Annotated in this window: 25 protein-coding genes; 4 read left to right on the top strand and 21 right to left on the bottom strand. The window is 64.1% G+C overall.

All coding sequences use genetic code 11. The features are described 5' to 3' along the window. Positions 1 to 42: 42 nt before the first annotated feature. The 4 genes from RTCK_RS13330 to RTCK_RS13315 all read right to left on the bottom strand — a co-directional run bounded on the left by RTCK_RS13330 (position 43) and on the right by RTCK_RS13315 (position 2023). Complete coding sequence (locus RTCK_RS13330; protein WP_142521215.1) at positions 43 to 762, bottom strand: hypothetical protein; 720 nt, start codon at positions 760 to 762, stop codon at positions 43 to 45. 15 nt (positions 763 to 777) lie between these two features. Beyond that, positions 778 to 1035 carry a hypothetical protein gene (locus RTCK_RS13325; protein WP_142522907.1) on the bottom strand — a complete coding sequence of 86 codons (258 nt, stop codon included), beginning with the start codon at positions 1033 to 1035 and terminating at the stop codon, positions 778 to 780. Positions 1036 to 1136: 101 nt separating this feature from the next. Beyond that, positions 1137 to 1553 carry a TIGR02301 family protein gene (locus RTCK_RS13320; protein WP_142521214.1) on the bottom strand — a complete coding sequence of 139 codons (417 nt, stop codon included), beginning with the start codon at positions 1551 to 1553 and terminating at the stop codon, positions 1137 to 1139. Between the two features lie 23 nt (positions 1554 to 1576). Further along, positions 1577 to 2023 carry an NUDIX hydrolase gene (locus RTCK_RS13315; RefSeq protein ID WP_142521213.1) on the bottom strand — a complete coding sequence of 149 codons (447 nt, stop codon included), beginning with the start codon at positions 2021 to 2023 and terminating at the stop codon, positions 1577 to 1579. 57 nt (positions 2024 to 2080) lie between these two features. Between RTCK_RS13315 and RTCK_RS13310 the strand changes: the two genes are divergently transcribed. From RTCK_RS13310 to RTCK_RS13300, 3 genes are read left to right on the top strand one after another with little or no spacing between them, the layout of a single operon-like run. Next, positions 2081 to 2404, top strand: coding sequence for a YnfA family protein (locus RTCK_RS13310; RefSeq protein ID WP_142521212.1), 324 nt, complete (start codon positions 2081 to 2083; stop codon positions 2402 to 2404). Positions 2405 to 2447: 43 nt separating this feature from the next. Continuing rightward, positions 2448 to 3203 carry an SOS response-associated peptidase gene (locus RTCK_RS13305; RefSeq protein ID WP_142593154.1) on the top strand — a complete coding sequence of 252 codons (756 nt, stop codon included), beginning with the start codon at positions 2448 to 2450 and terminating at the stop codon, positions 3201 to 3203. A 27-nt stretch (positions 3204 to 3230) separates the two neighbouring features. Then, positions 3231 to 3842 (top strand): LysE/ArgO family amino acid transporter, encoded by a 612-nt coding sequence (locus RTCK_RS13300; RefSeq protein WP_142593153.1) that lies wholly within the window; start codon positions 3231 to 3233, stop codon positions 3840 to 3842. Between the two features lie 8 nt (positions 3843 to 3850). Here RTCK_RS13300 and RTCK_RS21040 read toward each other — a convergent pair whose 3' ends face one another. From RTCK_RS21040 to RTCK_RS13280, 6 genes are all read right to left on the bottom strand, one after another. Beyond that, the gene (locus RTCK_RS21040; protein ID WP_268963133.1) at positions 3851 to 3985 is read right to left on the bottom strand and encodes a hypothetical protein; all 135 of its coding nucleotides are present in this window, start codon (positions 3983 to 3985) and stop codon (positions 3851 to 3853) included. A gap of 159 nt (positions 3986 to 4144) precedes the next feature. Further along, positions 4145 to 4966 (bottom strand): CDP-diacylglycerol--serine O-phosphatidyltransferase, encoded by an 822-nt coding sequence (gene pssA, locus RTCK_RS13295; protein ID WP_142521209.1) that lies wholly within the window; start codon positions 4964 to 4966, stop codon positions 4145 to 4147. Positions 4967 to 4982: 16 nt separating this feature from the next. Further along, positions 4983 to 5681, bottom strand: coding sequence for a phosphatidylserine decarboxylase (locus tag RTCK_RS13290; protein WP_142522906.1), 699 nt, complete (start codon positions 5679 to 5681; stop codon positions 4983 to 4985). A 115-nt stretch (positions 5682 to 5796) separates the two neighbouring features. Next, positions 5797 to 5925, bottom strand: coding sequence for a hypothetical protein (locus RTCK_RS21035; RefSeq protein WP_268963132.1), 129 nt, complete (start codon positions 5923 to 5925; stop codon positions 5797 to 5799). Between the two features lie 15 nt (positions 5926 to 5940). Continuing rightward, positions 5941 to 7830 carry an ABCB family ABC transporter ATP-binding protein/permease gene (locus tag RTCK_RS13285; RefSeq protein ID WP_142593152.1) on the bottom strand — a complete coding sequence of 630 codons (1890 nt, stop codon included), beginning with the start codon at positions 7828 to 7830 and terminating at the stop codon, positions 5941 to 5943. A gap of 139 nt (positions 7831 to 7969) precedes the next feature. Further along, on the bottom strand, positions 7970 to 9721 hold the full coding sequence (locus RTCK_RS13280) for an Ig-like domain-containing protein (protein ID WP_142593151.1): 1752 nt from the start codon (positions 9719 to 9721) through the stop codon (positions 7970 to 7972). A gap of 168 nt (positions 9722 to 9889) precedes the next feature. Between RTCK_RS13280 and RTCK_RS13275 the strand changes: the two genes are divergently transcribed. Continuing rightward, positions 9890 to 10495, top strand: a complete 606-nt coding sequence (locus tag RTCK_RS13275; protein WP_142593150.1) for an LOG family protein — start codon at positions 9890 to 9892, stop codon at positions 10493 to 10495. Positions 10496 to 10528: 33 nt separating this feature from the next. On the opposite strand, the gene rarD is transcribed toward RTCK_RS13275, so the two are convergent. From rarD to RTCK_RS13225, 11 genes are all read right to left on the bottom strand, one after another. Then, positions 10529 to 11440, bottom strand: coding sequence for an EamA family transporter RarD (gene rarD / locus RTCK_RS13270; RefSeq protein WP_142593149.1), 912 nt, complete (start codon positions 11438 to 11440; stop codon positions 10529 to 10531). A 125-nt stretch (positions 11441 to 11565) separates the two neighbouring features. Continuing rightward, positions 11566 to 13182: a citramalate synthase gene (gene cimA / locus RTCK_RS13265; protein ID WP_142593148.1), complete on the bottom strand. Its 1617-nt coding sequence runs from the start codon at positions 13180 to 13182 to the stop codon at positions 11566 to 11568. 44 nt (positions 13183 to 13226) lie between these two features. Continuing rightward, positions 13227 to 14198 (bottom strand): prolyl aminopeptidase, encoded by a 972-nt coding sequence (pip, locus tag RTCK_RS13260; protein ID WP_142593147.1) that lies wholly within the window; start codon positions 14196 to 14198, stop codon positions 13227 to 13229. A gap of 10 nt (positions 14199 to 14208) precedes the next feature. After that, positions 14209 to 14859: a hypothetical protein gene (locus tag RTCK_RS13255; RefSeq protein WP_142593146.1), complete on the bottom strand. Its 651-nt coding sequence runs from the start codon at positions 14857 to 14859 to the stop codon at positions 14209 to 14211. Positions 14860 to 14888: 29 nt separating this feature from the next. Continuing rightward, entirely contained in the window at positions 14889 to 15011 is a 123-nt protein-coding gene (locus RTCK_RS21030; RefSeq protein ID WP_268963131.1) for a hypothetical protein, read from the bottom strand. 152 nt (positions 15012 to 15163) lie between these two features. Next, a complete protein-coding gene (locus RTCK_RS13250; protein ID WP_142593145.1) occupies positions 15164 to 15646 on the bottom strand; it encodes a GFA family protein in 483 nt (160 codons plus the stop codon). Beyond that, complete coding sequence (locus tag RTCK_RS13245; protein ID WP_142593144.1) at positions 15643 to 16140, bottom strand: GFA family protein; 498 nt, start codon at positions 16138 to 16140, stop codon at positions 15643 to 15645. The genes RTCK_RS13250 and RTCK_RS13245 overlap by 4 nt, the downstream gene beginning before the upstream one ends. Continuing rightward, positions 16122 to 17507 (bottom strand): cysteine--tRNA ligase, encoded by a 1386-nt coding sequence (gene cysS / locus RTCK_RS13240; RefSeq protein WP_142593143.1) that lies wholly within the window; start codon positions 17505 to 17507, stop codon positions 16122 to 16124. The genes RTCK_RS13245 and cysS overlap by 19 nt, the downstream gene beginning before the upstream one ends. A gap of 213 nt (positions 17508 to 17720) precedes the next feature. After that, positions 17721 to 18461 carry an SDR family NAD(P)-dependent oxidoreductase gene (locus RTCK_RS13235; RefSeq protein ID WP_142593142.1) on the bottom strand — a complete coding sequence of 247 codons (741 nt, stop codon included), beginning with the start codon at positions 18459 to 18461 and terminating at the stop codon, positions 17721 to 17723. Positions 18462 to 18558: 97 nt separating this feature from the next. Further along, positions 18559 to 20061, bottom strand: coding sequence for an amidophosphoribosyltransferase (gene purF, locus RTCK_RS13230; protein WP_142521197.1), 1503 nt, complete (start codon positions 20059 to 20061; stop codon positions 18559 to 18561). A 136-nt stretch (positions 20062 to 20197) separates the two neighbouring features. Next, the gene (locus RTCK_RS13225; RefSeq protein ID WP_142593141.1) at positions 20198 to 20800 is read right to left on the bottom strand and encodes a CvpA family protein; all 603 of its coding nucleotides are present in this window, start codon (positions 20798 to 20800) and stop codon (positions 20198 to 20200) included. Positions 20801 to 20811: the final 11 nt, after the last annotated feature.

Here is a 20811-nt window from a genome sequence, read left to right as displayed (position 1 = left end):
AGGCATTTGCCGGCGTTGCAGCAAGCCTCTCCTGCAGTTCCGTCAATCGCCGCCCGTCATGGACTTCCACTCGCCTGCGGGCGTGATGGCAAGGCGATAGAAATTGTAGTTGCCGCTTTCTTCCATGCCCATCAGGTCGCCCGCCGTCACGATTCGCAGCAAGTCCACCCGCTCCGGCGCGGTCAGGGACGACAGGGTTTTTCCGGCGAAGTAGGGCCACACATAAACCTCGTCCGGCGTGCCGACATCCAGCCGCGCCGCGCCCGTCGACAGGATGTCCAGCAGGATAGCAAGGATCTCCAGCCCTTCCGGATCCCCCGAATAGCTCTTCAGCGCCTCGATCGGGTCGTTGATCTCGCCGTTGACCTGGGTCTGGTGCGGACCCGTGGTCAAAGGGCGCAATTGCTCGATATCGCCGGAGGCGGCGGCCTCGACGATGAGTTCCCGCATCCGCCGGACCGGTTCCGGGAGAAGGGCGGGATCGAGGATGATTTCCGCATCGGCCGCCGCGTCCACCTCGCCGCCGACCTCCGGTGTCCCGGCGCTGTCTGTGGGTGAGCGATTGATGAGCGGGTCGGGAAGAGGCAGGCCGGGCGCTACCTCCGGCTCTTCTTTCGGCTGTTGCTCGCGCGGCGAATCATCCGATCCGACGCCGGAGAGGGCTTCGGCGGGAAGCGGCGGCAGCGCTATCAGAAGAGAGGCGAGAACCGCCGCCGCAGCATGATGTTTCCTGGCACTGGAATTCCGCGGTTCCGATCGCATCGGAAGGACCTGAGGCTACTGTAGCCGGCGTTCCGGAGAAAACTCGCCGGCAAGCATCCGCTCGCGAAGGGCTTCAAGCATAGCTTCCGCGCCATTCTCGCCGTGAATGCGAATCGTCTCGCGCATCGCCAAAGCGAAGGCTGCATCGGCAATGATCTCCGGCTCTATGCCGTCGGCCATACCGTCCGCCCATGCCTCGTTCTGGTATTCCAGGGCAACCTGCATCTTCTCATGGACAATCATGTCGTCGATTTCGTTGCGGCCTGTCTGCATCATGTCTTCCTCGGTTACCCGCGGGTTACTACGTCGTTAAGAACTCTAGCAGCCTTTTACCAAAACGACACGGCTTGCTGGCGAAGGAGGTAAATAATGCCCTAATTTCCGAACCGTGCAGCGATTTCTCCGGCGAGTGTTGCGCCTTCGTTACGGTGCCGCTCCTCCGCCGCCCTCGCGGCCTCGGTGCAGGTGGTGTGTACGGCGGCGAAGGAACGGTATCCGCGATTGAAGGCGGCGGTGAGGCGTGCGCGCCGGTTCGGCTCGTTCGCCGTGTCGGATTCCAGCATTTCCTGCATGGAGGCGCGCCAGTTTCCGTTCTCCTCGCCGCAGAGGTCCCGCAGGTAATGAAGCGATCCGAGAATCTCCGCCAACCGCGCAAGCTGCAGGTCGTAGGGAGCGGGCTTCTCCTCGGCCGGTGGCGGCGCCGGCGAGGCCGCCTGCTGCGAGGCAAGAGGTACCGGGCCCGCGATCAGGAGTATCAGGCTTGTTGCACAAGCGCGCAGGAAGAACGACATCGTTTTCTCGTTTCTCGCGCGCATCAGCCGGGCATGGCTGTGAGCTTTTCGACACAGTCGAGCACACTGGGCGGAACCGGAAGCGCGCGAATCTCCTCCAAGGTATACCACCCGTGCTCGCTGGCATCATCCCCGGCGATCGCTTCGGCTGAGGCATCGGCAGAAACCCGGAAAACGGACAGCAGGAAATGGCTGGTGATTCGGCCGTCCTCGTCCTGCGTCTTCAGGTCGTAAGCCGCGAAAGGCTCCGGATCGCGCGCGGTGATCCCGGTCTCCTCCAGGAATTCGCGCAATGCCGTTTCTTCCGGCGTTTCTCCCGGCTCCGCACGCCCTCCGGGAAAGGCGAACATGTCGGCGGCAGGCGGGTTTCGCCGGCGGACCAGCAGGTACCGGCCGCCGCGCTCGAGGATTGCGGAGGAGGCGAGCGTCGCCGGCGCGGGCTTTGGTGCGGAGGAAGGTTGGTCGTCCATGGGCGGCAGGGTAGAACGGATTCGCAAAAATCGAAACGGGGGCCTTCGGACCGCTTCATGAAGACATATCTTCTCTATTCCGCGGCCGCCCTTGCCGAGATCGCCGGCTGCTTCGCCTTCTGGGCCTGGTGGCGGCTTGACAAGGCGGTGTGGTGGCTGGCGCCCGGCATCGTTTCGCTGGCGCTGTTCGCCGGTCTTCTGGCGCTCGTTCCGAGCGACGCTGCAGGTCGGACCTACGCCGCCTATGGCGGCATCTATATCGTTGCGTCCATCCTGTGGCTCTGGTTGGCGGAAGGGCGGCTTCCCGATCGATGGGACCTTTCGGGCGGGCTGATATGCCTCGCCGGTGCCTCCGTCATCCTCTTCGGGCCAAGAGGCTGATCCCTTCCTTGACCGCTTCGAACGCCGATGCGATGACGACTGCATGTGTGGACGCTATGCGCTGACCGCGACGTCGAAGGAGGTCCTGGATTTCCTCGGTGTCATCGACATCGACGACTTCCCGGCGAGGTACAACATCGCACCGACGCAGCCGGTTCTTGTTGTCGCGGCCGAGGAGCATCATCGGCCGGGGAGCAACCTGCCTCGGCGGCGGGCGCTGCTGGCCCGCTGGGGCTTCCTACCCGGCTGGGTAAAGGATGTCCGGGACTTTCCGCTGCTCATCAATGCCAGGGCGGAAACGGCTCCGGAGAAGGCATCCTTCCGGGGCGCGATGCGCCACAGGCGCGTTCTCGTCCCGGCGTCCGGCTTCTACGAATGGCGCCGGCCCGCGAAGGAAACGGGACTGCCGGCGCAACCCTATTGGATAAGGTCGCGCAAAGGCGGTCTTGTTGCATTCGGCGGGCTGATGGAGACCTATGCCTCCGCCGACGGCTCGGAAATGGACACGGCCGCAATCTTGACCACGAGGGCCAATGCGACCCTCCGCGGTATCCACGACCGGATGCCCGTCGTCATTCCGCCGCAGGAATTCTCACGCTGGCTGGACTGCAGGACGCAGGAGCCGCGGGAGGTGGCCGATCTCCTGCAGCCGGCGCCGGAGGAGCTTTTCGAAGCGGTGCCGGTTTCCAATCTCGTCAACAGGGTCGCCAATATGGGTCCGGAACTCCAGAAGCCGATCATCCTGGCAGAACCGCAGGATCCGCCTCCCAAGGCCGCGGCACAGATGTCGCTCTTCTGATCCTTCCTCGGTTCCAGGACGTTCTTGATGTTCTCCGCAGCACTTTCCGGCTTCGCGCTCGGCGCCTCGCTCATCATCGCGATCGGGGCGCAGAACGCCTTTATCCTCCGGCAGGGCTTGATCCGCAGCCACGTCTTCATCCTCTGCCTGATCTGCGCGCTTTCGGACGCCTTGCTGATCACCGCTGGCGTGGCCGGTCTCGGCACCCTCGTCGCCCGGTCGCCCACGCTGATCACGATCGTCACCCTGGGCGGCGCGGCGTTTCTGGCAGGCTATGCCTTCATGGCGTTCCGCCGTGCCTGGCGTCCCGCGGCCATGGTCGCGGGCGCACCCGAAGGTCTCGGCTTGAAGGCGGCGGTTCTGGCATGTCTGGCCTTCACCTTCCTCAACCCGCACGTCTATCTCGATACGGTCGTTCTCCTGGGAAGCCTGTCGGCGGCCTTCGAAGGACGCGAACGTTTCGCTTACGGCGCCGGAGCGGCGCTGTCGTCCTTCGTCTGGTTCTTCGGCCTCGGCTACGGTGCGCGGCTGCTCGCGCCATTGTTCGCAAAACCCGCCGCGTGGCGGGTACTCGACGTCCTGATTGGGCTCGTCATGAGCGTGCTGGCCATAGGCCTGCTGCTCAGCCTCGGACAGTAGGCGAGCCGTCAGCCTGCAGACTTCAGGGCCGGCTTCGGCTTCAGCATCAGGGCTGCTGCGACGACGGCCTTCAGGGCCAGCGGCCGGTAGGGAAGGGCTTGTTCCGCTTTCGTCTGTTCGGCGGCTGCCGGTTCGTTGCTCATGATCTGTCTCCTCGCCGTATGATTAAGGGTGCGAATAAATGCGGGCGGGGATTTCGTCTGCAAAGCCGGCCAAATAGTGGCGGCGGAACAAGGAGCGTCATAGGCGGGGAGACGCCGGACCATAATGGTCCGGAAGTGATGCATGTCTGCCGCAGTGGGTTACACCGAAGCGTTATCGTCCTCGATCGTGAGCGTGCCGTAGCGCCGTTGCCAGAGCCGGGCGCTGAACGGCAGGAAGGCGAGGTAGGCCACGACGGTCACGACCAGCACCTGCCACGTATAGCTCATCAAGAGTGCGACATAGAGGACCATCACCAGCAGGAACGGCAGCATCAGGTCCCGCCGGACCTTCGTCTGCGATTTACCCGACCATACCGGGAGGCGGCTGACGAGGAGATAGCCGATGAGGATCGTGTAGGCGACGCTGCAATAGACGAAGACGGGAGAGGGATCGACGCCGAGAAATCCGAGATAGACGGGCAGCAGCACCAGCACCGCCCCCAATGGCGCCGGCACACCCACGAAGAATTCCGATTGCCACGCAGCCTTCTCCTGGCGCTCTTCCATGACGTTGAAGCGCGCAAGCCGCAGCCCGGCGGCGATCGCATAGATGAGGGCCGCGATCCAGCCGAAGGAGCGGGCGTGGTCGAGCAGGAAGGCATAGGAGACGAGAGCGGGTGCTACGCCGAAGTTGATGATGTCGGCGAGCGAGTCCATCTGGACGCCAAATCGCGACGTCGCCTTGAGAAGGCGCGCGATCCTGCCGTCGATGCCGTCGAGGAAGGCGGCAAGGAGCACCATCGATACCGCAAGCTCGTACCGCCCTTCGAAGGCCAGTCGGATACCCGTCAGGCCGGCGCAGATGGCGAGCACCGTGATGAGGTTCGGCACCATCAGGCGGATCGGAATTTCCCGCAGCCGGGGACCCCTCCCGCTCGTGTCTGGCCGGGGTGTCTCTGGTGGGGAAACAGGCGTCTCCATAAGAACTCCTGAACGCTTAGCTGCGGCGGCTGATCGTCGGGCCCTTGGTCGAGCCGAACTCGGCAATGACGGTCTCCCCGCCATAGGTCCTCTGCCCGACGGAAACGCGCGGCTGCGCACCGGCCGGCAGGAGGACATCGAGACGGGAGCCGAAGCGGATCAGGCCAAAGCGCTCGCCGGCATTGACCGGCTCCGTCGGCTTCACCCAGCAGACGATGCGGCGTGCCACGAGGCCTGCGATCTGCACGACGCCGATCCTGCCATGGCGGGTCTCGATCACCATGCTGTTGCGTTCGTTGTCTTCGCTCGCCTTGTCGAGCTCGGCATTGATGAACTGGCCGGCGCGGTACTGGATGTCCGTCACCTGGCCGCGCACCGGCGAGCGGTTGATGTGGCAGTCGAAGACGTTCATGAACACCGAAATGCGCAGCATCGGCTCCGTGCCGAGGTTCAGCTCCGCCGGAGGTACGACCATCTGGACGGAGGAGACGCGGCCGTCCGCGGGGCTGAGCACAAGGTCGTCGTCCTGCGGCACGACCCGCTCCGGGTCGCGGAAGAAATAGGCGCACCAGAGCGTCAGGACGAGGCCGATCCAGAATAGCGGCTCGGCGATCCATCCGAGGATCAGCGATGCGATGAAGAACGCCGCGACGAAGACGTAGCCTTCTTTGTGAATCGGAACGAGCGTGTTGCGGATGGTGTCGAACAGATTGATCAACCCGGTTCTCCTCAAGGTGTCGGCTTTCGCTGACTACAGGCAAACAGTTTGGGGGGCAATGCGGTTCCGCGCGGCAGAGAGCGGCGCAGACAGGGCGGGGCGGCTCGGCCGCCTATTGGGGCTCCACCCATCCAAGCCAGGTCGTCAGCGCCAGCAGCGGCGATCCGTAGAAGATGAGAACGAGAGCGTAGGCAAGGGCGATGCTGCCGGCAATAATCATGCGTTTGGTCGAATATCTCACGTCACTCTATCCTTCTCATTCTGCCGCTGGGGTGCCGCGCGCGATGACGCCGAGGTCGTCGCTCTCCCGCACCTTCCGCAGATGCTCCTCGGCCTGCGTTGCCTCGCGCTGGCGGTTCCACATGGAAGCGTAGAGGCCGTCCTGGGCAAGCAGGTCCGCATGGGTTCCGCGCTCGGCGATGCCGCCGTCGCGCAGCACGATGATTTCGTCCGCATTGATGACCGTGGAGAGCCGGTGGGCGATCACCAGGGTGGTCCGGTTCTTCGAGACGACGTCCAGCGCCGCCTGTATCTCGTGTTCGGTCGTGGTGTCGAGGGCCGAGGTGGCCTCGTCCAGAATGAGGATCGGCGGCGCCTTCAGGATCGTCCGCGCGATTGCCACGCGCTGCTTTTCGCCGCCGGAGAGCTTGAGGCCGCGTTCGCCGACCATCGTTTCGTAACCATGCGGCAGGCTCTCGATGAACGATCCGATCTGCGCGACCTCGGCGGCCGCATGCACCTCTTCCTCCGTTGCGGAAGGACGGCCGTACCGGATGTTGTAGGCGATGGTGTCGTTGAAGAGGACGGTGTCCTGCGGAACCATACCGATCGCCGCCCGCAGCGATTTCTGCGTCACCTCGCGGATATCCTGCCCGTCGATGGTGATGGCGCCCTTCTGGACATCGTAGAAGCGGTAGAGCAGGCGCGATATCGTGGATTTGCCGGCTCCCGAAGGCCCGACGATCGCCACCGTCTTGCCGGCCGGCACGTCGAACGAAATCCCTTTGAGGATCGGCCGCTCGGGATCATAGGAAAAATGTACATCGCGGAAGGCGATCGCGCCCTGGTGGATATCCAAGGGCCGCGCGTCCGGATGGTCCACCACTTCCGCCTCGACTTCCAGGAGGTCGAACATCTGCTCGATATCGGTCAGCCCCTGGCGGATTTCGCGGTAGACGAAGCCGATGAAGTTGAGCGGCACGGAAAGCTGCAGCAGCAGAGCATTGACGAAGACGAAGTCGCCGATGGTCTGCTCGCCCCGCTGGACGGCCAGGGCGGACATGACCATCATCACCGTCATGCCGAGACCGAAGATGACGCCCTGGCCGAAGTTCAGCCAGCCGAGGGAGGTCCAGACCTGCGTGGCCGACTTTTCGTAGCGCGCCATGGAGGCATCGAAGCGCCGCGCCTCCATCTCCTCGTTGCCGAAATATTTCACGGTCTCGAAGTTGAGGAGCGAATCGATCGCCTTCGTATTCGCGTCCGTATCGCTGTCGTTCATGGAGCGGCGGATGGCGATGCGCCAGTCGCTCGCCCGGACGGTGAACCAGACATAGGCCCAGACGGTTGCGGCCGTGATGGCGACATAGGAAAAGCCGTAGCTGAACCAGAAGATCACCGCGGTCAGCAGGAACTCGATGAAGGTCGGCACCGAGTTGAGGATCGTGAAGCGGACGATCGTCTCGATGCCCTTCGTGCCGCGCTCGATGATGCGCGACAGCCCGCCGGTCTTGCGCTCCAGGTGGAAGCGCAGCGACAGCGTGTGCATGTGCACGAAGGTCTTGTAGGCCAGCTGCCGCACCGCATGCTGGCCGACACTCGCGAAGAGAGCGTCGCGCAGCTGGTTGAGGCCGACCTGGAAGATGCGGGTCAGGTTGTAGGCGATGACGAGAACGACGGCGCCGAGGAGGAAGGCGGGCAGCACGCCCGCCATGTCGAGATTGCCGTTCAGGGCATCCGTCGCCCATTTGAAGAAGTAAGGCACGCCGAGCAGCACAAGCTTTGCAAGGAACAGGAAGACAGTCGCCCATACGACCCGGCGTTTCAGGTCACCCCGACCATGCGGCCACATATAGGGCCACAGGTTCACCAGCGTCCCGAGCGGATTGCTGGAATCCGCCGAGACGGTCTTCTTTGTTACTGCCATCTAAGTCTCCGGAGGGCGGCCGCCGCTTGCTTCCGCACATAGGACGGGGCGGGCGGTGATGCAATGGCCGGCAAGCCGTGCCACGAAAGCAGAGGGGCGGATCTCTCCGCCCCTGATCAATGAAATGCTCTCGAATGCGTCAGCGTTGCTGCTTCTGCAGACGCTTGCGGTGCAGTTCCTCCGCATCCGGCAAGGCCTCGTCGGGCACGCCGAATATCTGGCCGGGCTCGATCAGGTCGGGATTGTTGATCTGGTCCTGGTTCGCCAGGTAGATGGTGGTATAGCGGACGCCCTGACCGTAGACGCGTCTGGAAATCTGCCAAAGCGTGTCGCCCCGGCGGATGATCACGGAATTGCGCGCCTGGGTCAGCGGCGCCTGCTCGATGGTCTTCGGGCCCGCTTCGGCCGTCTGCTGTGGGGAGGCACTTGTGTCGCCGTTCTCCGTGCTTTCCGCGATTACCGGCCCTACGGCGGCCTCGATCGCGGAAGCCAGCTCGGGAAGCTTGGCCCCGATCGCCTCGGGTCCCGGCGGAAGTCCGTCAAGCGCAGCCAGGGCTCCACCTGACTGTTTTGCCGTCTGCTCGACGATCTCGCGCGCGGCGGCCCCGGCCCCTGCGGGAAGGCGGTACTCCGAGAGCGATTTCAGGGCGATTGCGGTGGCCGAGCGGGCGGCGGCGAGTTCCTCCGGCGTCGGCTGCCGGCCGCCCTGGTATAGCCCCTTCAGCAGCGCGAACGCGCGGCCGGCTTCGTTCCGCAGCTTGTCGAAGGCGCCGCCGTCGATCGCCGAAACGGCATCGGGTCCCTCCTGTCCCGCCACGGCCGCGACCTGGGCGCCGGCCGGCCGGTTGAAAGGAACCTCGACGCGAAGCGCCGTCTTTCCGGCGCTGTCCAGCAGTTCCACGCCGATGATGTGGTTGCCGACCGAAAGGTCGATGCTGCCTTCGATGACGAAATTCCCTTCGTCGGTCGCCTTGGCGCGGCCGATGGACTGGTCGTTGGCAAAGCCGAGCAGGGAGGCGCCGGAAGGCGCCCGCCCGGCGATGAACAGCCGGCTTCCCTCGATTTCGACGGCCGTTACCTGGATGTCCGCGGCGGCTGTGGGAGCCTGATCGGCGCCGGGAGAGGTGGCCGGCGCGACCGGCGCGACCGGCGGGGCCGTGGCGACGAGATCCGAAGCCGCGCCGGGGAGGGCGGGCAGTGCCGGCGAAGGTGCTGTGCCGTCTCCCGTCGAAGCCGCAGCCGGCGTCGCGGAGGGATCGATGCCGGCGGCCGGTATGTTGATGAGCCGGCTCGCCTTGCCTGGCTTCGTCACCATGGCGAGCAGCTTTCCTTCTGCGTTTTCAGGGACGGAGACGGTAGCCGTCTCCTCGGAAACCACCGGCTGGCCGGCCTTGCCCGTTGCGCGCAGCACCAGTTGATGGTCGCCGGCGGGCAGCGGCTGGTCCAGCACCAGTGCGAAGTCGCCGCTCGCCCCGGCCCTGACGGTGGCCACGACCTTGTCTCCGGATGCCACTTCCACGGTGGCGTCCGGCTCGGCGCGGCCGGCGATGACGGTGGAGCCGTTCGGCTCGACGCGAAGGACGTCGAAAGCGGGAACGATGGAGGCATTCGCAGCCTCTGCAGGTGGATTGGCGGCTGGCGCAGGTTGCTGGGGCGCGCTTTCAGCCGCGCTTCCCGACGGCGCGGAGGCAACCTCCGGCGGTTCTTGCCTGGCTGTTTCCGGCGCCGGCATCTTTTCGCTCACGGCGTCCTTGACGGTCTCGCCGGCGCTGTTGATCGCCTCCGAGATCTGGTCGCCCTCGTCGGAAATTCGCGGCAGCACGAAAAAGACCATCAGCAGGGTTGCTGCGGCAAGGACGAAAAGTGCCAGCCAACCGGCGCGATTTCTCATGTTCATACGTCTCCGGGCGAAAGAGTGCCGCCTGTCAGGAATTAACTCTTTCCTACTGGCTTCACAAGCTTTTCAGTCCCTTCGGGCTTGCGGTTGCTTCCATTTGCGACCACTTTTGCACATGGCCGCGCTCGCGGTTCGCCCTCATGACCCTTCTGGAGTAGATAATTGCCCATTCAGTCAATCTGCGTCTATTGCGGCTCCCAGCCCGGTCGCGATCCTGCCTACCTCGCAGCCGGTCGCGCGCTTGGAAAATCCATCGCCGCCCACGGGCTTCGGCTGGTCTATGGTGGCGGCACCAAGGGCATCATGGGCGCAGTGGCGGCGGGTGTCCTCGCCCATGGCGGCCAGGTGACGGGCATCATACCAGAATTCCTCGTGGACATGGAGGCCACGCGTCATTCTCTCGGCCAGCTCGACGAACTGATCGTCACGGAGGACATGCATGCGCGCAAGCATGCCATGTTCGAGCGCTCGGACGCCTTCGTGACGCTTCCCGGCGGCATCGGAACGGTCGAGGAGATCGTTGAGATCATGACCTGGGCACAGCTCGGACGCCATGAAAAGCCGATGGTCTTCGCCAATATCGGCGGCTTCTGGAAGCCCATGCTCGATCTCGTCGAGCATATGCGTGAGCAGGGCTTCATCCACCGCGCCCATCTCGTGCAGCCGATGGTGATCGACGACGTCGAGGACATCGTTCCGGCCATCCTGGACCGGGCTGGCGCCCGCACTCCCGCATCCGGCGAGGCGGCCGTGATCTCGCGCCTCTAGGAGGCGATCCTCGTCATGCTTCCGGGGCCGGCGTCAGGCGTGACGGCCCGGACGCAGCATCGCCCAGGAATAGATTGCGAGCGCCGCCCAGATCAGCATGAAGGCGCCGAGCTTCACCATGCTGAGCGGCTCGTGGAAAACGAAGACTGCGATCAGGAAGATCATGGTGGGGGCGATGTACTGCATGATGCCGATCGTTGACAGCCGCAGCAGCTTCGCCCCGTTGGCGTAGATCATCAGCGGCCCGGCCGTCACCAGCCCGCTGGCAACGAGCAGCAGCGTATCGGAGAGACTTGTGTTGATCAGATGTCCGCTGCCGGAGGTCTCCGCATAGATGATGTAGGCGAGCGCCGCGGGGCTGAGGATCAGCACCTCAAGGAAGAAGCCCTGGTTCGGCCCGACGGGAAGCGTCTTGCGGAAAAAGGCATAGAAGCCCCAGCTGACGGTGAGGATCAGCGAGACCCACGGGAGGCCGCCGGCATCGTAAGTCAGGATGGCAACGGCCACCACGACCAGCACGATCGCGACGAGTTGCACCGGCTGCAGCCGTTCCTTCAAAAGCACCGCTGCGAGAAAGATGCTGAACAGCGGGTTGATGAAATAGCCGAGGGCCGTGTCGAGGGCACGGTCGACGGAAATCGCCCAGACATAGATGCCCCAGTTCACCGTGATGAGGGCGGCGGTGAGACCTGCCATCATCATCGTGCGGGGCGAGCGGAGCGCCGCCTTGAGCTCCGACGTCCGGCGCAGGATCAGCAGCACGACACCCGCCACGGGCACGGACCACACGACGCGGTGCGCCAGAACCTCGAACGGCGACATGTGTGCAACCGCCTTCATGTAGATCGGCAGGAAGCCCCAAAGCAGATAGGCCGTAAGGGCAAAAGCAAAACCTCGCGCGGAATCCTCGTTCTTGGCGACGGCGGGCGCTTCGGTGGTGGCCATGGGATATTCCGATCGTCTTTCCGGTTGGCGCCCGATCTACTCCAACGGCCTGAGGCGAACCAATTCATTTGCGTGAAGCGTTGATCGCCGACGTGAATTCGTCCCCCGGCGGAGAGGCGCCCTGACTACTCCGCAGCCATCCGGCCTGCCATGTGCCGGTTCTTCATCAGCTTGTAGATGATGGAGTCGGTCAGCGCCTGGAACGAGGCGTCGATGATGTTTTCCGATACCCCGACCGTCCACCAGCGCGTGCCGTCGCCGTCGGTCGATTCGATAAGCACGCGCGTGATGGCGGCCGTTCCGCCGTTCAGGATGCGCACCTTGAAGTCGGCGAGCACGAGGTCGGCGATCTCGGCCTGGTACTTGCCCAGGTCCTTGCGCAGCGCGAGATCCAGCGCGTTGACCGGTCCGTCGCCCTCGGCCACCGACATCACGCGCTCGCCGTCGACGTCGAGCTTCACGACCGCCTCCGACACCGTCTTGATGCGGCCGTTGGCATCGAAGCGCCGCTCGACCATCACGCGGAAGCTGTCCACCGTGAAGAATTCGGGGATGGTTCCCAATGTCCGGTGGGCAAGAAGTTCGAAGCTCGCATCGGCGCCTTCATAGGCATAGCCGGTCGCCTCCCGTTCCTTGACGATGGAGATCAGCAGGTCGAGCTTCGGGTCGTCCTTCTGCACCACGATGCCGCGCCGTTTCAAGGCGTTGATGAAGTTCGATTTGCCGCCCTGATCGGAGATCATCACCTTGCGGAAATTGCCGACCGTTTCGGGTGGCACATGCTCGTAGGTCTTCGGGTCCTTCAGCAATGCGGATGCGTGGATCCCCGCTTTCGTGGCGAAGGCCGAGGCGCCGACATAGGGCGCCTGATGGTTCGGCGAACGGTTCAGAAGCTCATCGAAGGCGTGGCTGAGGTCGGTCAGGCCGGACAGGCGCTCGGGATCGATCCCCGTCTCGAAGCGGCAGGAATAGACCTCCTTCAGCGAAAGGCTGGCGACCAGCGTCACCAGATTGGCGTTGCCGCAACGCTCTCCGATACCGTTCAGCGTGCCCTGGATTTGCCGACAACCCGCCTCGACGGCGGCCAGCGAATTGGCGACCGCCTGGCCGGTATCGTCATGGGCGTGAATGCCGAGCGACGAGCCGGGGATCCCCGTCGCAATGACCGTCTCCACGATCCTGCGGATTTCCGCCGGCTGGGTGCCGCCATTGGTGTCGCACAGCACGACCCACCGTGCCCCCGCCTCGTAGGCCGTCCTGGCGCAAGCCAGCGCATAGTCGGGATTGGCCTTGTAGCCGTCGAAGAAGTGCTCGCAATCAACCATGGCCTTCTTGCCCGAAGCCCTGGCGGCCTCGACGCTTTCCCGGATGGATTGGAGGTTCTCCTCGTTCGTGCAGCCGAGCGCCACGCGCACGTGGTAGTCCCAGCTCTTGGCGACGAAACAGATGGCGTCGCTTTTCGCCTGCAAGAGTGCCGCAAGGCCCGGATCGTTGGATGCCGAGATGCCGGCCCGCTTCGTCATCCCGAAGGCGACGAAGGCGGCCTTCTCGGTCCGCTTTTCCGAAAAGAAGGCGGTGTCCGTCGGATTGGCGCCCGGATACCCCCCCTCGACATAGTCGAAGCCGAATGCGTCGAGCATGCTTGATATGGCGATCTTGTCCTCGACCGAGAAGTCCACGCCGGGTGTTTGCTGCCCGTCGCGCAGGGTGGTGTCGAAGAGATGGATGCGTTCGCGCGTCATGTGCTCGTTCCTCCGGGGCCGCGTGTCGAACGCAGCCTGATCACCTATGCGGCTTTTCCTGCGAACCGATCCGTCGCCCGGATCAGGCGGTCGGTGATGCCCGGCTCGGAAACCGCATGCCCGGCGCCTTCGATGATGTGGAAATCCGCCTCCGGCCAGGCCTTGTGCAACTGCCAGGCATATTTCAGCGGGCAGGGCATGTCGTAGCGGCCGTGGACGATCGTTCCCGGGATGCCGCGCAGCTTGTGGGCGTCGCGCAGCAGCTGCCCTTCCTCCAGCCAACCGGAATTCACGAAGAAATGGTTCTCGATCCGTGCGAAGGCGACCGCATAGCGGTCCTCCGCGAAGTCTTCCTGCATCTTGTGGTCGGGCAGAAGCGTGATCGTCGAGCCTTCCCAGAGGCTCCAGGCCTTCGCGGCGCGAAGCTGCTCCGCCTGGTCGGAGCCGGTCAGGCGGCGGTGGTAGGCATGCATCAGCTCATGGCGCTCGTTCTCCGGTATCGGCGCGAGGAAGGCCTCCCACTTGTCGGGGAACATCTCCGAGACGCCGAACTGGTAGTACCAGTCGAGCTCCGCCTTGGTGAGGGTGTAGATGCCGCGCACGACGAGTTCGCTCACCCGCTCCGGATGGGTCTCGGAATAGGCGAGCGCCAGCGTCGATCCCCAGGAACCGCCGAAGACCATCCACTTCTCGACGCCAACCATCTCCCGCAGCCGCTCGATATCCGCCACCAGATGCCAGGTCGTGTTGGCTTCAAGGGAAGCGTTGGGGGTGGAGCGGCCGCAGCCGCGCTGGTCGAACAGGATGACGTCGTAGAGCGCCGGATCGAACAGCCTGCGCTGGTTCGGGTTGATGCCGCCGCCCGGGCCTCCATGCAGGAAGACGGCCGGCTTGGCGCCTTTGGTGCCGATCCGCTCCCAGTAGATCGAATGGCCGTCGCCCACGTCCAGCATGCCGGTCGCGTAGGGCTCAATCTCCGGATAGAGGGTGCGCAGGATTTCGGGAGAGGATGACATGGTCAGAAACTCACTTTCGCGGATTGGATGTCGGATCGGCGAGGCGGATCGACGCGATCACGGCGACGATGAACATCACGGGGACTCCGAGTTCGAGCAGTTCCTCGAGGATGACCATCAGCAGGCTGGTATGCTGCTCCAGCGTGATGCCGAAGGGTGCGAGCTTGCGCCCGATGCCATCCACGGATTTGGAGAGGACGGCGAAGCCGATGCCTACCACCAAGGCCCATGCCCACGCCTTCCACCTCTGCAGGCCGTCGATGAAGGCGCGTCCGTTCGAAGCGATGACACGGAATGCGACGATCGCGACGAAAACGAGAGCGATCACCCCGAAGATACGCTCCATGATCGGCGCCATGTCGGTGAGGTAGAGATCGCTCCGGAGAACGCCGATGCTCGTCAGCTTCTTGTCGAGATCCAGTTCGCGGCCCATCATCAGGAACATGATGGCGGGTAGCTCCCAGGAGGTTTTCCAGCTGTCGCCGGGACGCGTCCAAAGCCAGGTGATCGCGGCATAGGCATAGAGGAGGGCAGAGGCCATCTCGATGCCACCCGTCTCGCGGACGAGTCCGGAGCCAAAGCCCTGGGTCCAGATGTCCAGCCCGATCAGGGCCGCCGCGCCTGCAAGCGCCAGGGCGAGAAGATGCCACGGACGGGTCATGCCTTGCCTCCGGTCTCCTTGACCGCTGCTCATGCCCGGCCCCCCGGAGCTGACGAGGCCGGTACCGGCGCCATGGCGCAGATCGAGGTCGGCATTGCATCTCCGCCCGTGACGAGGAGGACCGCCGGCAGGCGATCGGCTATGTCATTCATATGAAAAGTCCTTGTTATCAATGGCTAGCCGCGAGATCTTCATCATAAGAATGCATATGCGAGGATCGCGGCCGTAACCAGCACCACCAGCAGGCCTTTTCCGATAAGGCCGTAGAGGAGCCATTTCGGCATCTTGGTGTCCGGATTCTGTGTCACGAGGTACCGCCTTCCGGCCAGGTTTCTGTATCGTGATCGGGATGCTGGCGGGAGACGATGTCGGCGAGAAAGGGCGCCGCCTCGATGTCATCCATCGTGTGGCGCTCCGGCAGGCGGTGCAGACTGTCCATGAACGGCAGCCTGCCCTCTATGCCGTATTGCACCGTCGGCGCAAGTTGGGAGGGCTCGTCGAAAGCGCCCGTAGCGACCGCCATGCCGTCCGCAGCCTCATAGGTGAGGGGAGTGCCGCACTCCGGGCAGAAGCCGCGCTTTACGTGATTGGAAGACTGGAAATGTTTGGGCTCGCCGCGGGTCCAGACAAGTTCCGCGTCGCCGATATCGACCAGCGGCGCAAAGAAGGCGCCGAACGCCTTCTGGCACATCCGGCAATGGCAGATCGAGGATCCCTTGACCGGCCCGGTGATCCGAAATCGCGTGGCACCGCACTGGCACCCGCCTGTGTAGACTTGAACAGTCATGAGCGTACCTCCGGTGGCCAGCCTTCCGAATCGTGATCCGGGTGCTGGCAACTGCTTCTGGCAATCTCGGCATCGTCCTCCGCAGACGTGTCCATGCGCCGGTCGTGAGGCAGTGTATTGAGCTCGCCGAACCATTTCATCTTGCGCGCCAGGTTCGTCTGCAGCTCCGGCTTCACGCTCTGGGGATCATCCAGGGAGCCCAGCGTGATGCTGATATGGTCGTGGCCGCCGTCATAGAAGAGCGGCGTCCCGCATTGACCGCAGAAGCCGCGGCGAACGGTTGCGGAAGACTGGAACCACGCCGGCTGCCCGCGGGTCAGCGTGAAATTCTCGTACCTCACGCCACCGAACGGCATGAAATAGTTGCCGGCCGCCTTCTGGCACATGCGGCAGTGGCAGACATGCGGACAGCCTATCTCGCCTTCGGCGCGATAGCGCACGGCGCCGCACTGGCAGCCACCCGTGTGAAGCTCCGTCACCTCTTCACCTCCCATGTCGTGACCCGGCCGCCGGTCGCGGGATCCTTGCCGTCCTTGAGGTGGATGCCCTTGGCGGAGAGATCATCGCGGATCTTGTCTGCTTCGGCAAAGTTCTTGGCCTTGAGCATTTCGAGCCGCATTTCGACCAGTGCATCCACCGCGGACGCGACGGCCTCGTCCACCTCGGTCTTCTTCGGCAGGACGCCGAGCAGGGCAGCACTCGCCGCGAAGGCGGGAAGCTTGTCCGGATCGGCCTTGGCGGCCTGGGCCAAAGCATGCAGTTCCTGCACTGCGCCAACCGTGTTGAGGTCGTCGCGGAGGGTCTCGATGATGGCAGCATCCGGCTCGCCTTCCGGCGAATCCGGGACCGGCCACTTGGCAAGCAGGCGCTCTGCCTCCTCCAGCCGTTTGACGGAGAAATCGATCGGCTCCCGGTAGTGCGTCATCAGCATGGCGAGCCGCAGCACCTCCCCCGGCCACTGCCGTCCGCCGAATTTCTCCGTGTGCAGCAGGTCGTAGATCGTGACGAAGTTGCCTTCCGACTTCGACATCTTGCGGCCTTCGACCTGCACGAAGCCGTTGTGCATCCAGACATTCGCCATTACTTCGGTGCCGTGCGCGCAACGCGATTGGGCAATCTCGTTCTCGTGGTGCGGGAAGATCAGGTCCAGCCCGCCGCCGTGGATATCGAAGACTTCGCCGAGATAGCGGCCGCTCATGGCGGAGCATTCGATGTGCCAGCCGGGCCGGCCGCGCCCCCAGGGGCTCTCCCAGCCGGGTTCGTTGGGGGAGGAGAGCTTCCACAGGACGAAATCGCCGGGGTTCTTCTTGTGGGCGTCGACCGCGATCCTGGCGCCGGCCTGTTGCTCGTCGAGGGGACGTTTGGACAACTGGCCATAGTCCCGCATCGACTTCGTGTCGAACAGCACTTCGCCCTCGGCCACGTAGGCGTGACCCTTGACAATCAGCCGCTCGATGATCTCGATCATCTGCGCGATGTTGTCGGTCGCCCGAGGCTCGACATTGGGTTCCAGGCAGCCGAGCGCCTTCACGTCATCGTGGAACTGCGTCTCGGTCTTTTCGGTGACCAGCCGGATCGCCTCGTTCAGCGGCAGGCCGGGATGGTCGCGCAGCGCGCGCGCGTTGATCTTGTCGTCGACGTCGGTGATGTTGCGGGCATAGGTGACCTGATCCGTCCCGTAGACGTGGCGCAGCAGGCGGTAGAGCACGTCGAAGACGATCACCGGCCGCGCATTGCCGATATGGGCATAATCATAAACCGTCGGACCACACACATACATGCGCACGTTGTTCGGATCGATCGGGCGGAACTCGGCCTTTTCCCGGGTCAGCGTATTGTAGAGCTTGAGCGTTACGCTCATCGAATTCTCCTGACAGCAAGCCACCGGCTGGACCGGGTCGTTTGTCTTCAGGCTTTTCGAGAGACGAAAACGGCCGGGCCAGCGCGGTGCGCTAGCGAATAATGATCCCGCAAATGGAAATCGCCGTTTTCATGCGGCAGTTATGGCGCGGGGCGGGGCTTCGGTCAAGGCGGGGAAGAACAACTCTTGCGCAGCCCGCCTGACCCGCAACGATCATTCCGGCATGCGGTAATCGACGAACTTGTTGTCGCGCACCACGAACAGCCGGCCGGTCTCCGTCATCTGGGGAGAGGCGAGCGGCAGGATTGCCTTGGCTACATCGGAGGGGTGCGGCAGCGTGTTGGGGTCTTCGCCCGGCATGGCCTGGGCGCGCATGGAGGTCCGCGTTGCGCCGGGGTCGATGGAATTGACGCGCAGCGCCGTCCTTTGCTGTTCGGCCGCCCAGGTGCGCGCCAGTGCTTCGACTGCGGCCTTGGAGGCTGAGTAGGCGGCCCAGAACGGCCGGCACTTGTGGGCCGCGCCGGAGGAGAGGACCAGCGCCCGGCCGGCATCGGACTTCAGCAGCAGCGGCTCGACGGAGCGGATCAGCCGCCAGGTGGCGGTGACGTTGGTCAGCATCACCTTTTCGAACACTTTCGCCTCTATGTGGCCGATGGGGGAGATCACGCCGAGGATACCGGCATTGGCGACGAGGATGTCGAGCTTGCCCCAGCGCTCGAAGATCGAGCCGCCGAGACGGTCGATGGCCTGCATGTCCGTCAGGTCGAAGGGAACGAGCGTCGCTGAGCCGCCTTCGGCCTTGATCGCATCATCCAGCTCTTCCAGGCCGCCGACGGTGCGGGCACAGGCGATGACGTGTGCCCCCGCCTTCGCCAGCTCCAGTGCGGTGAAGTAGCCGATGCCGCGCGATGCGCCGGTCACCAGCGCGATCCTGTCCTTCAGGTTAATCGTCATGTGCCGTCCCGTCTCCTGCTGCGGCATAAAAAAGGCCGCGTTGCCGCAGCCTTCTAGAGTGTTTGGTCCGCGATGCAAACAGGCGAGTTGCCGCGGCTCAGCCGTTGCTGGCGAGCATCGAGACCTTGTTGCCCATGGCTTCGCCGTTCTTGTCGAGAAGACGGGTCGGGTAGTCGCCGGTGAAGTAATGGTCGGTGAACTGCGGCCGGGCCGGGTTGCGCGGCTCGCCGCCGACGGCACGGTAGAGGCCGTCGATCGACAGGAACTCGAGCGAGTCCGCCCGGATGTAGTCGCACATCGCCTGCAGGCTGTCGTACTGATTGGCGAGCAGCTTGTCGGCGTCCGGCGTATCGATGCCATAGAAGTCCGGATAGTAGATCATCGGGCTCGCGACGCGGATGTGCACTTCCTTGGCGCCTGCGTCGCGGATCATCTGGACGATCTTCAGCGAGGTCGTGCCGCGCACGATCGAATCGTCCACCAGCACGACGCGCTTGCCCTCGATCATCGCCCGGTTGGCGGAATGCTTGAGCTTCACGCCGAAGGCGCGGATCTGCTGCGTCGGCTCGATGAAGGTACGGCCGACATAGTGGTTGCGGATGATGCCGTATTCGAACGGGATGCCGCTCTGCTGCGCAAAGCCGAGGGCGGCAGGCGTCCCGCCGTCCGGAACCGGAACCACGACATCCGCATCCACCGGCGCTTCCTTGGCCAGGTTGATGCCCATGTTCTTGCGGGCGACATAGACGCTGCGGCCGCCCACGACGGAATCGGGACGGGCGAAGTAGACGTATTCGAAGAGGCACAGCCGCTCCGGCTGCTGGTTGCCGGACTTGCGGGCATCGATCTCGATCGATCCGTCGGGCTGGATCTCGCAGATGATGACTTCGCCATTCTCCACGTCGCGGATGTACTTCGCGCCGATGATGTCGAGGGCGCAGGTTTCCGAACAGAAGATCGGCTTGCCGTCGAGTTCGCCCATCACCAGTGGCCGGATGCCGGTCGGATCCCGCGCGGCGATCAGCTTGGTGCGGGTCATGGCAACAGTCGAGTATCCGCCCTCCATCTGGCGGATGGCGTCGATGAAGCGGTCGGCCGTCGAGGTATAACGGGAGCGGGCGATGAGGTGGAGGACGACTTCCGTATCCGACGTCGACTGGCAGATGGCGCCGCCGGCAATCAGCTGGCGCCGGAGCGTCAGGCCGTTCGTGAAATTGCCGTTGTGTGCGATGGCGATGCCGCCGACTTCGAGCTCGGCGAACAGCGGCTGGACGTTGCGCAACGCGACTTCGCCGGTGGTCGAATAGCGGACATGGCCGATGGCGATGGTGCCGGGCAGTTTCGCGAGGGTAACCGGGTCGGTGTAGTGGTCGCCGACGAGCCCCATGCGGCGCTCCGAGTGAAAGCGCGTGCCGTCGAAGGAGACGATGCCGGCTGCTTCCTGGCCACGGTGCTGCAGGGCGTGCAGACCGAGTGCCGTCAGTGTCGCTGCTTCGGGATGGCCAAGGATGCCGAAGACGCCGCATTCCTCGTGAAGCGTGTCCCCATCGAGATCGCCCCGAAGGTCATCTGCGATCGTCTGCGAAACCGGCTCGTTCATCTGCTGGCCCTTGCCTCTCGGAAAAATGGAAGAGCCGGCCGGGATCCAGAGTTCCCCGCTGCCAGCCCTTTCCCGTGTAGTCTCGTATGTTAGCACAAATGGTGATGCCTGGCGGCGCATCAAGCGCGACAAAGCGTCAATTATTTGTCGCAGGCGCATCTTCGGCCGGCGCACTCTCCGCCGGCGGCTGGCCCTGGGCGGGCGCGCCATCGGTGGGCGCCTCCTCCTGGCCGGTGATCCGCGCGCGGATCTGCGGCTCGATGTCTTCCGGCAGCACGGCCTGCAGGCGCCCGACCAGCGTATCCAGGAAAGGCTTCGACTTCGACTGGCTGACCCATTCCGGCTGCGAGCGGACGTCGACGAGCCAGTTCCAAAAGGCGACGGCGACGACGAGCAGCAGGATGCCGCGGGCGGCGCCGAACAGGAAGCCCAGGGTGCGGTCGAGCGCGCCGATGCGGCTGTCGATGATGAAGTCGGCGATGCGCGACGTGATGAAGGAGATGATGATCAGCGCGACGAGGAAGATGATGCCGGCGGACGCGGCGATCGCGATGCGGTCGTCTGTCGTGTAGTTCTGCGCGTAGGGGACGAGCAGCGGATAGAGATAGTAGGCCGCCGCGACGGAGCCCACCCAGCTTGCGATCGACAGCACCTCGCGGGAGAAGCCGCGAACCATGGCAAGCACGGCAGAAAACAGCGTGACGCCGATGACGATACCGTCAAAGATCGTGATGGGCATGTAAGATGTAC

This window comes from Pseudorhizobium endolithicum (genome assembly GCF_902153245.2).
In the GTDB taxonomy this organism is placed as follows: domain Bacteria; phylum Pseudomonadota; class Alphaproteobacteria; order Rhizobiales; family Rhizobiaceae; genus Neorhizobium; species Neorhizobium endolithicum.
The sequence above is the reverse complement of the archived record's forward strand: the minus strand, read 5'-3'. Positions and strand labels throughout refer to the sequence as shown.

Coding starts and splice junctions, on each gene's coding strand:
- RTCK_RS13330 (WP_142521215.1), bottom strand. CDS start 762: ATGCGATCGGAACCGCGGAATTCCAGTGCCAGGAAACATCATGCTGCG.
- RTCK_RS13325 (WP_142522907.1), bottom strand. CDS start 1,035: ATGCAGACAGGCCGCAACGAAATCGACGACATGATTGTCCATGAGAAG.
- RTCK_RS13320 (WP_142521214.1), bottom strand. CDS start 1,553: ATGTCGTTCTTCCTGCGCGCTTGTGCAACAAGCCTGATACTCCTGATC.
- RTCK_RS13315 (WP_142521213.1), bottom strand. CDS start 2,023: ATGGACGACCAACCTTCCTCCGCACCAAAGCCCGCGCCGGCGACGCTC.
- RTCK_RS13310 (WP_142521212.1), top strand. CDS start 2,081: ATGAAGACATATCTTCTCTATTCCGCGGCCGCCCTTGCCGAGATCGCC.
- RTCK_RS13305 (WP_142593154.1), top strand. CDS start 2,448: ATGTGTGGACGCTATGCGCTGACCGCGACGTCGAAGGAGGTCCTGGAT.
- RTCK_RS13300 (WP_142593153.1), top strand. CDS start 3,231: ATGTTCTCCGCAGCACTTTCCGGCTTCGCGCTCGGCGCCTCGCTCATC.
- RTCK_RS21040 (WP_268963133.1), bottom strand. CDS start 3,985: ATGAGCAACGAACCGGCAGCCGCCGAACAGACGAAAGCGGAACAAGCC.
- pssA (WP_142521209.1), bottom strand. CDS start 4,966: ATGGAGACGCCTGTTTCCCCACCAGAGACACCCCGGCCAGACACGAGC.
- RTCK_RS13285 (WP_142593152.1), bottom strand. CDS start 7,830: ATGGCAGTAACAAAGAAGACCGTCTCGGCGGATTCCAGCAATCCGCTC.
- RTCK_RS13280 (WP_142593151.1), bottom strand. CDS start 9,721: ATGAGAAATCGCGCCGGTTGGCTGGCACTTTTCGTCCTTGCCGCAGCA.
- rarD (WP_142593149.1), bottom strand. CDS start 11,440: ATGGCCACCACCGAAGCGCCCGCCGTCGCCAAGAACGAGGATTCCGCG.
- cimA (WP_142593148.1), bottom strand. CDS start 13,182: ATGACGCGCGAACGCATCCATCTCTTCGACACCACCCTGCGCGACGGG.
- pip (WP_142593147.1), bottom strand. CDS start 14,198: ATGTCATCCTCTCCCGAAATCCTGCGCACCCTCTATCCGGAGATTGAG.
- RTCK_RS13255 (WP_142593146.1), bottom strand. CDS start 14,859: ATGACCCGTCCGTGGCATCTTCTCGCCCTGGCGCTTGCAGGCGCGGCG.
- RTCK_RS21030 (WP_268963131.1), bottom strand. CDS start 15,011: ATGAATGACATAGCCGATCGCCTGCCGGCGGTCCTCCTCGTCACGGGC.
- RTCK_RS13250 (WP_142593145.1), bottom strand. CDS start 15,646: ATGACTGTTCAAGTCTACACAGGCGGGTGCCAGTGCGGTGCCACGCGA.
- RTCK_RS13245 (WP_142593144.1), bottom strand. CDS start 16,140: ATGGGAGGTGAAGAGGTGACGGAGCTTCACACGGGTGGCTGCCAGTGC.
- cysS (WP_142593143.1), bottom strand. CDS start 17,507: ATGAGCGTAACGCTCAAGCTCTACAATACGCTGACCCGGGAAAAGGCC.
- RTCK_RS13235 (WP_142593142.1), bottom strand. CDS start 18,461: ATGACGATTAACCTGAAGGACAGGATCGCGCTGGTGACCGGCGCATCG.
- purF (WP_142521197.1), bottom strand. CDS start 20,061: ATGAACGAGCCGGTTTCGCAGACGATCGCAGATGACCTTCGGGGCGAT.
- RTCK_RS13225 (WP_142593141.1), bottom strand. CDS start 20,800: ATGCCCATCACGATCTTTGACGGTATCGTCATCGGCGTCACGCTGTTT.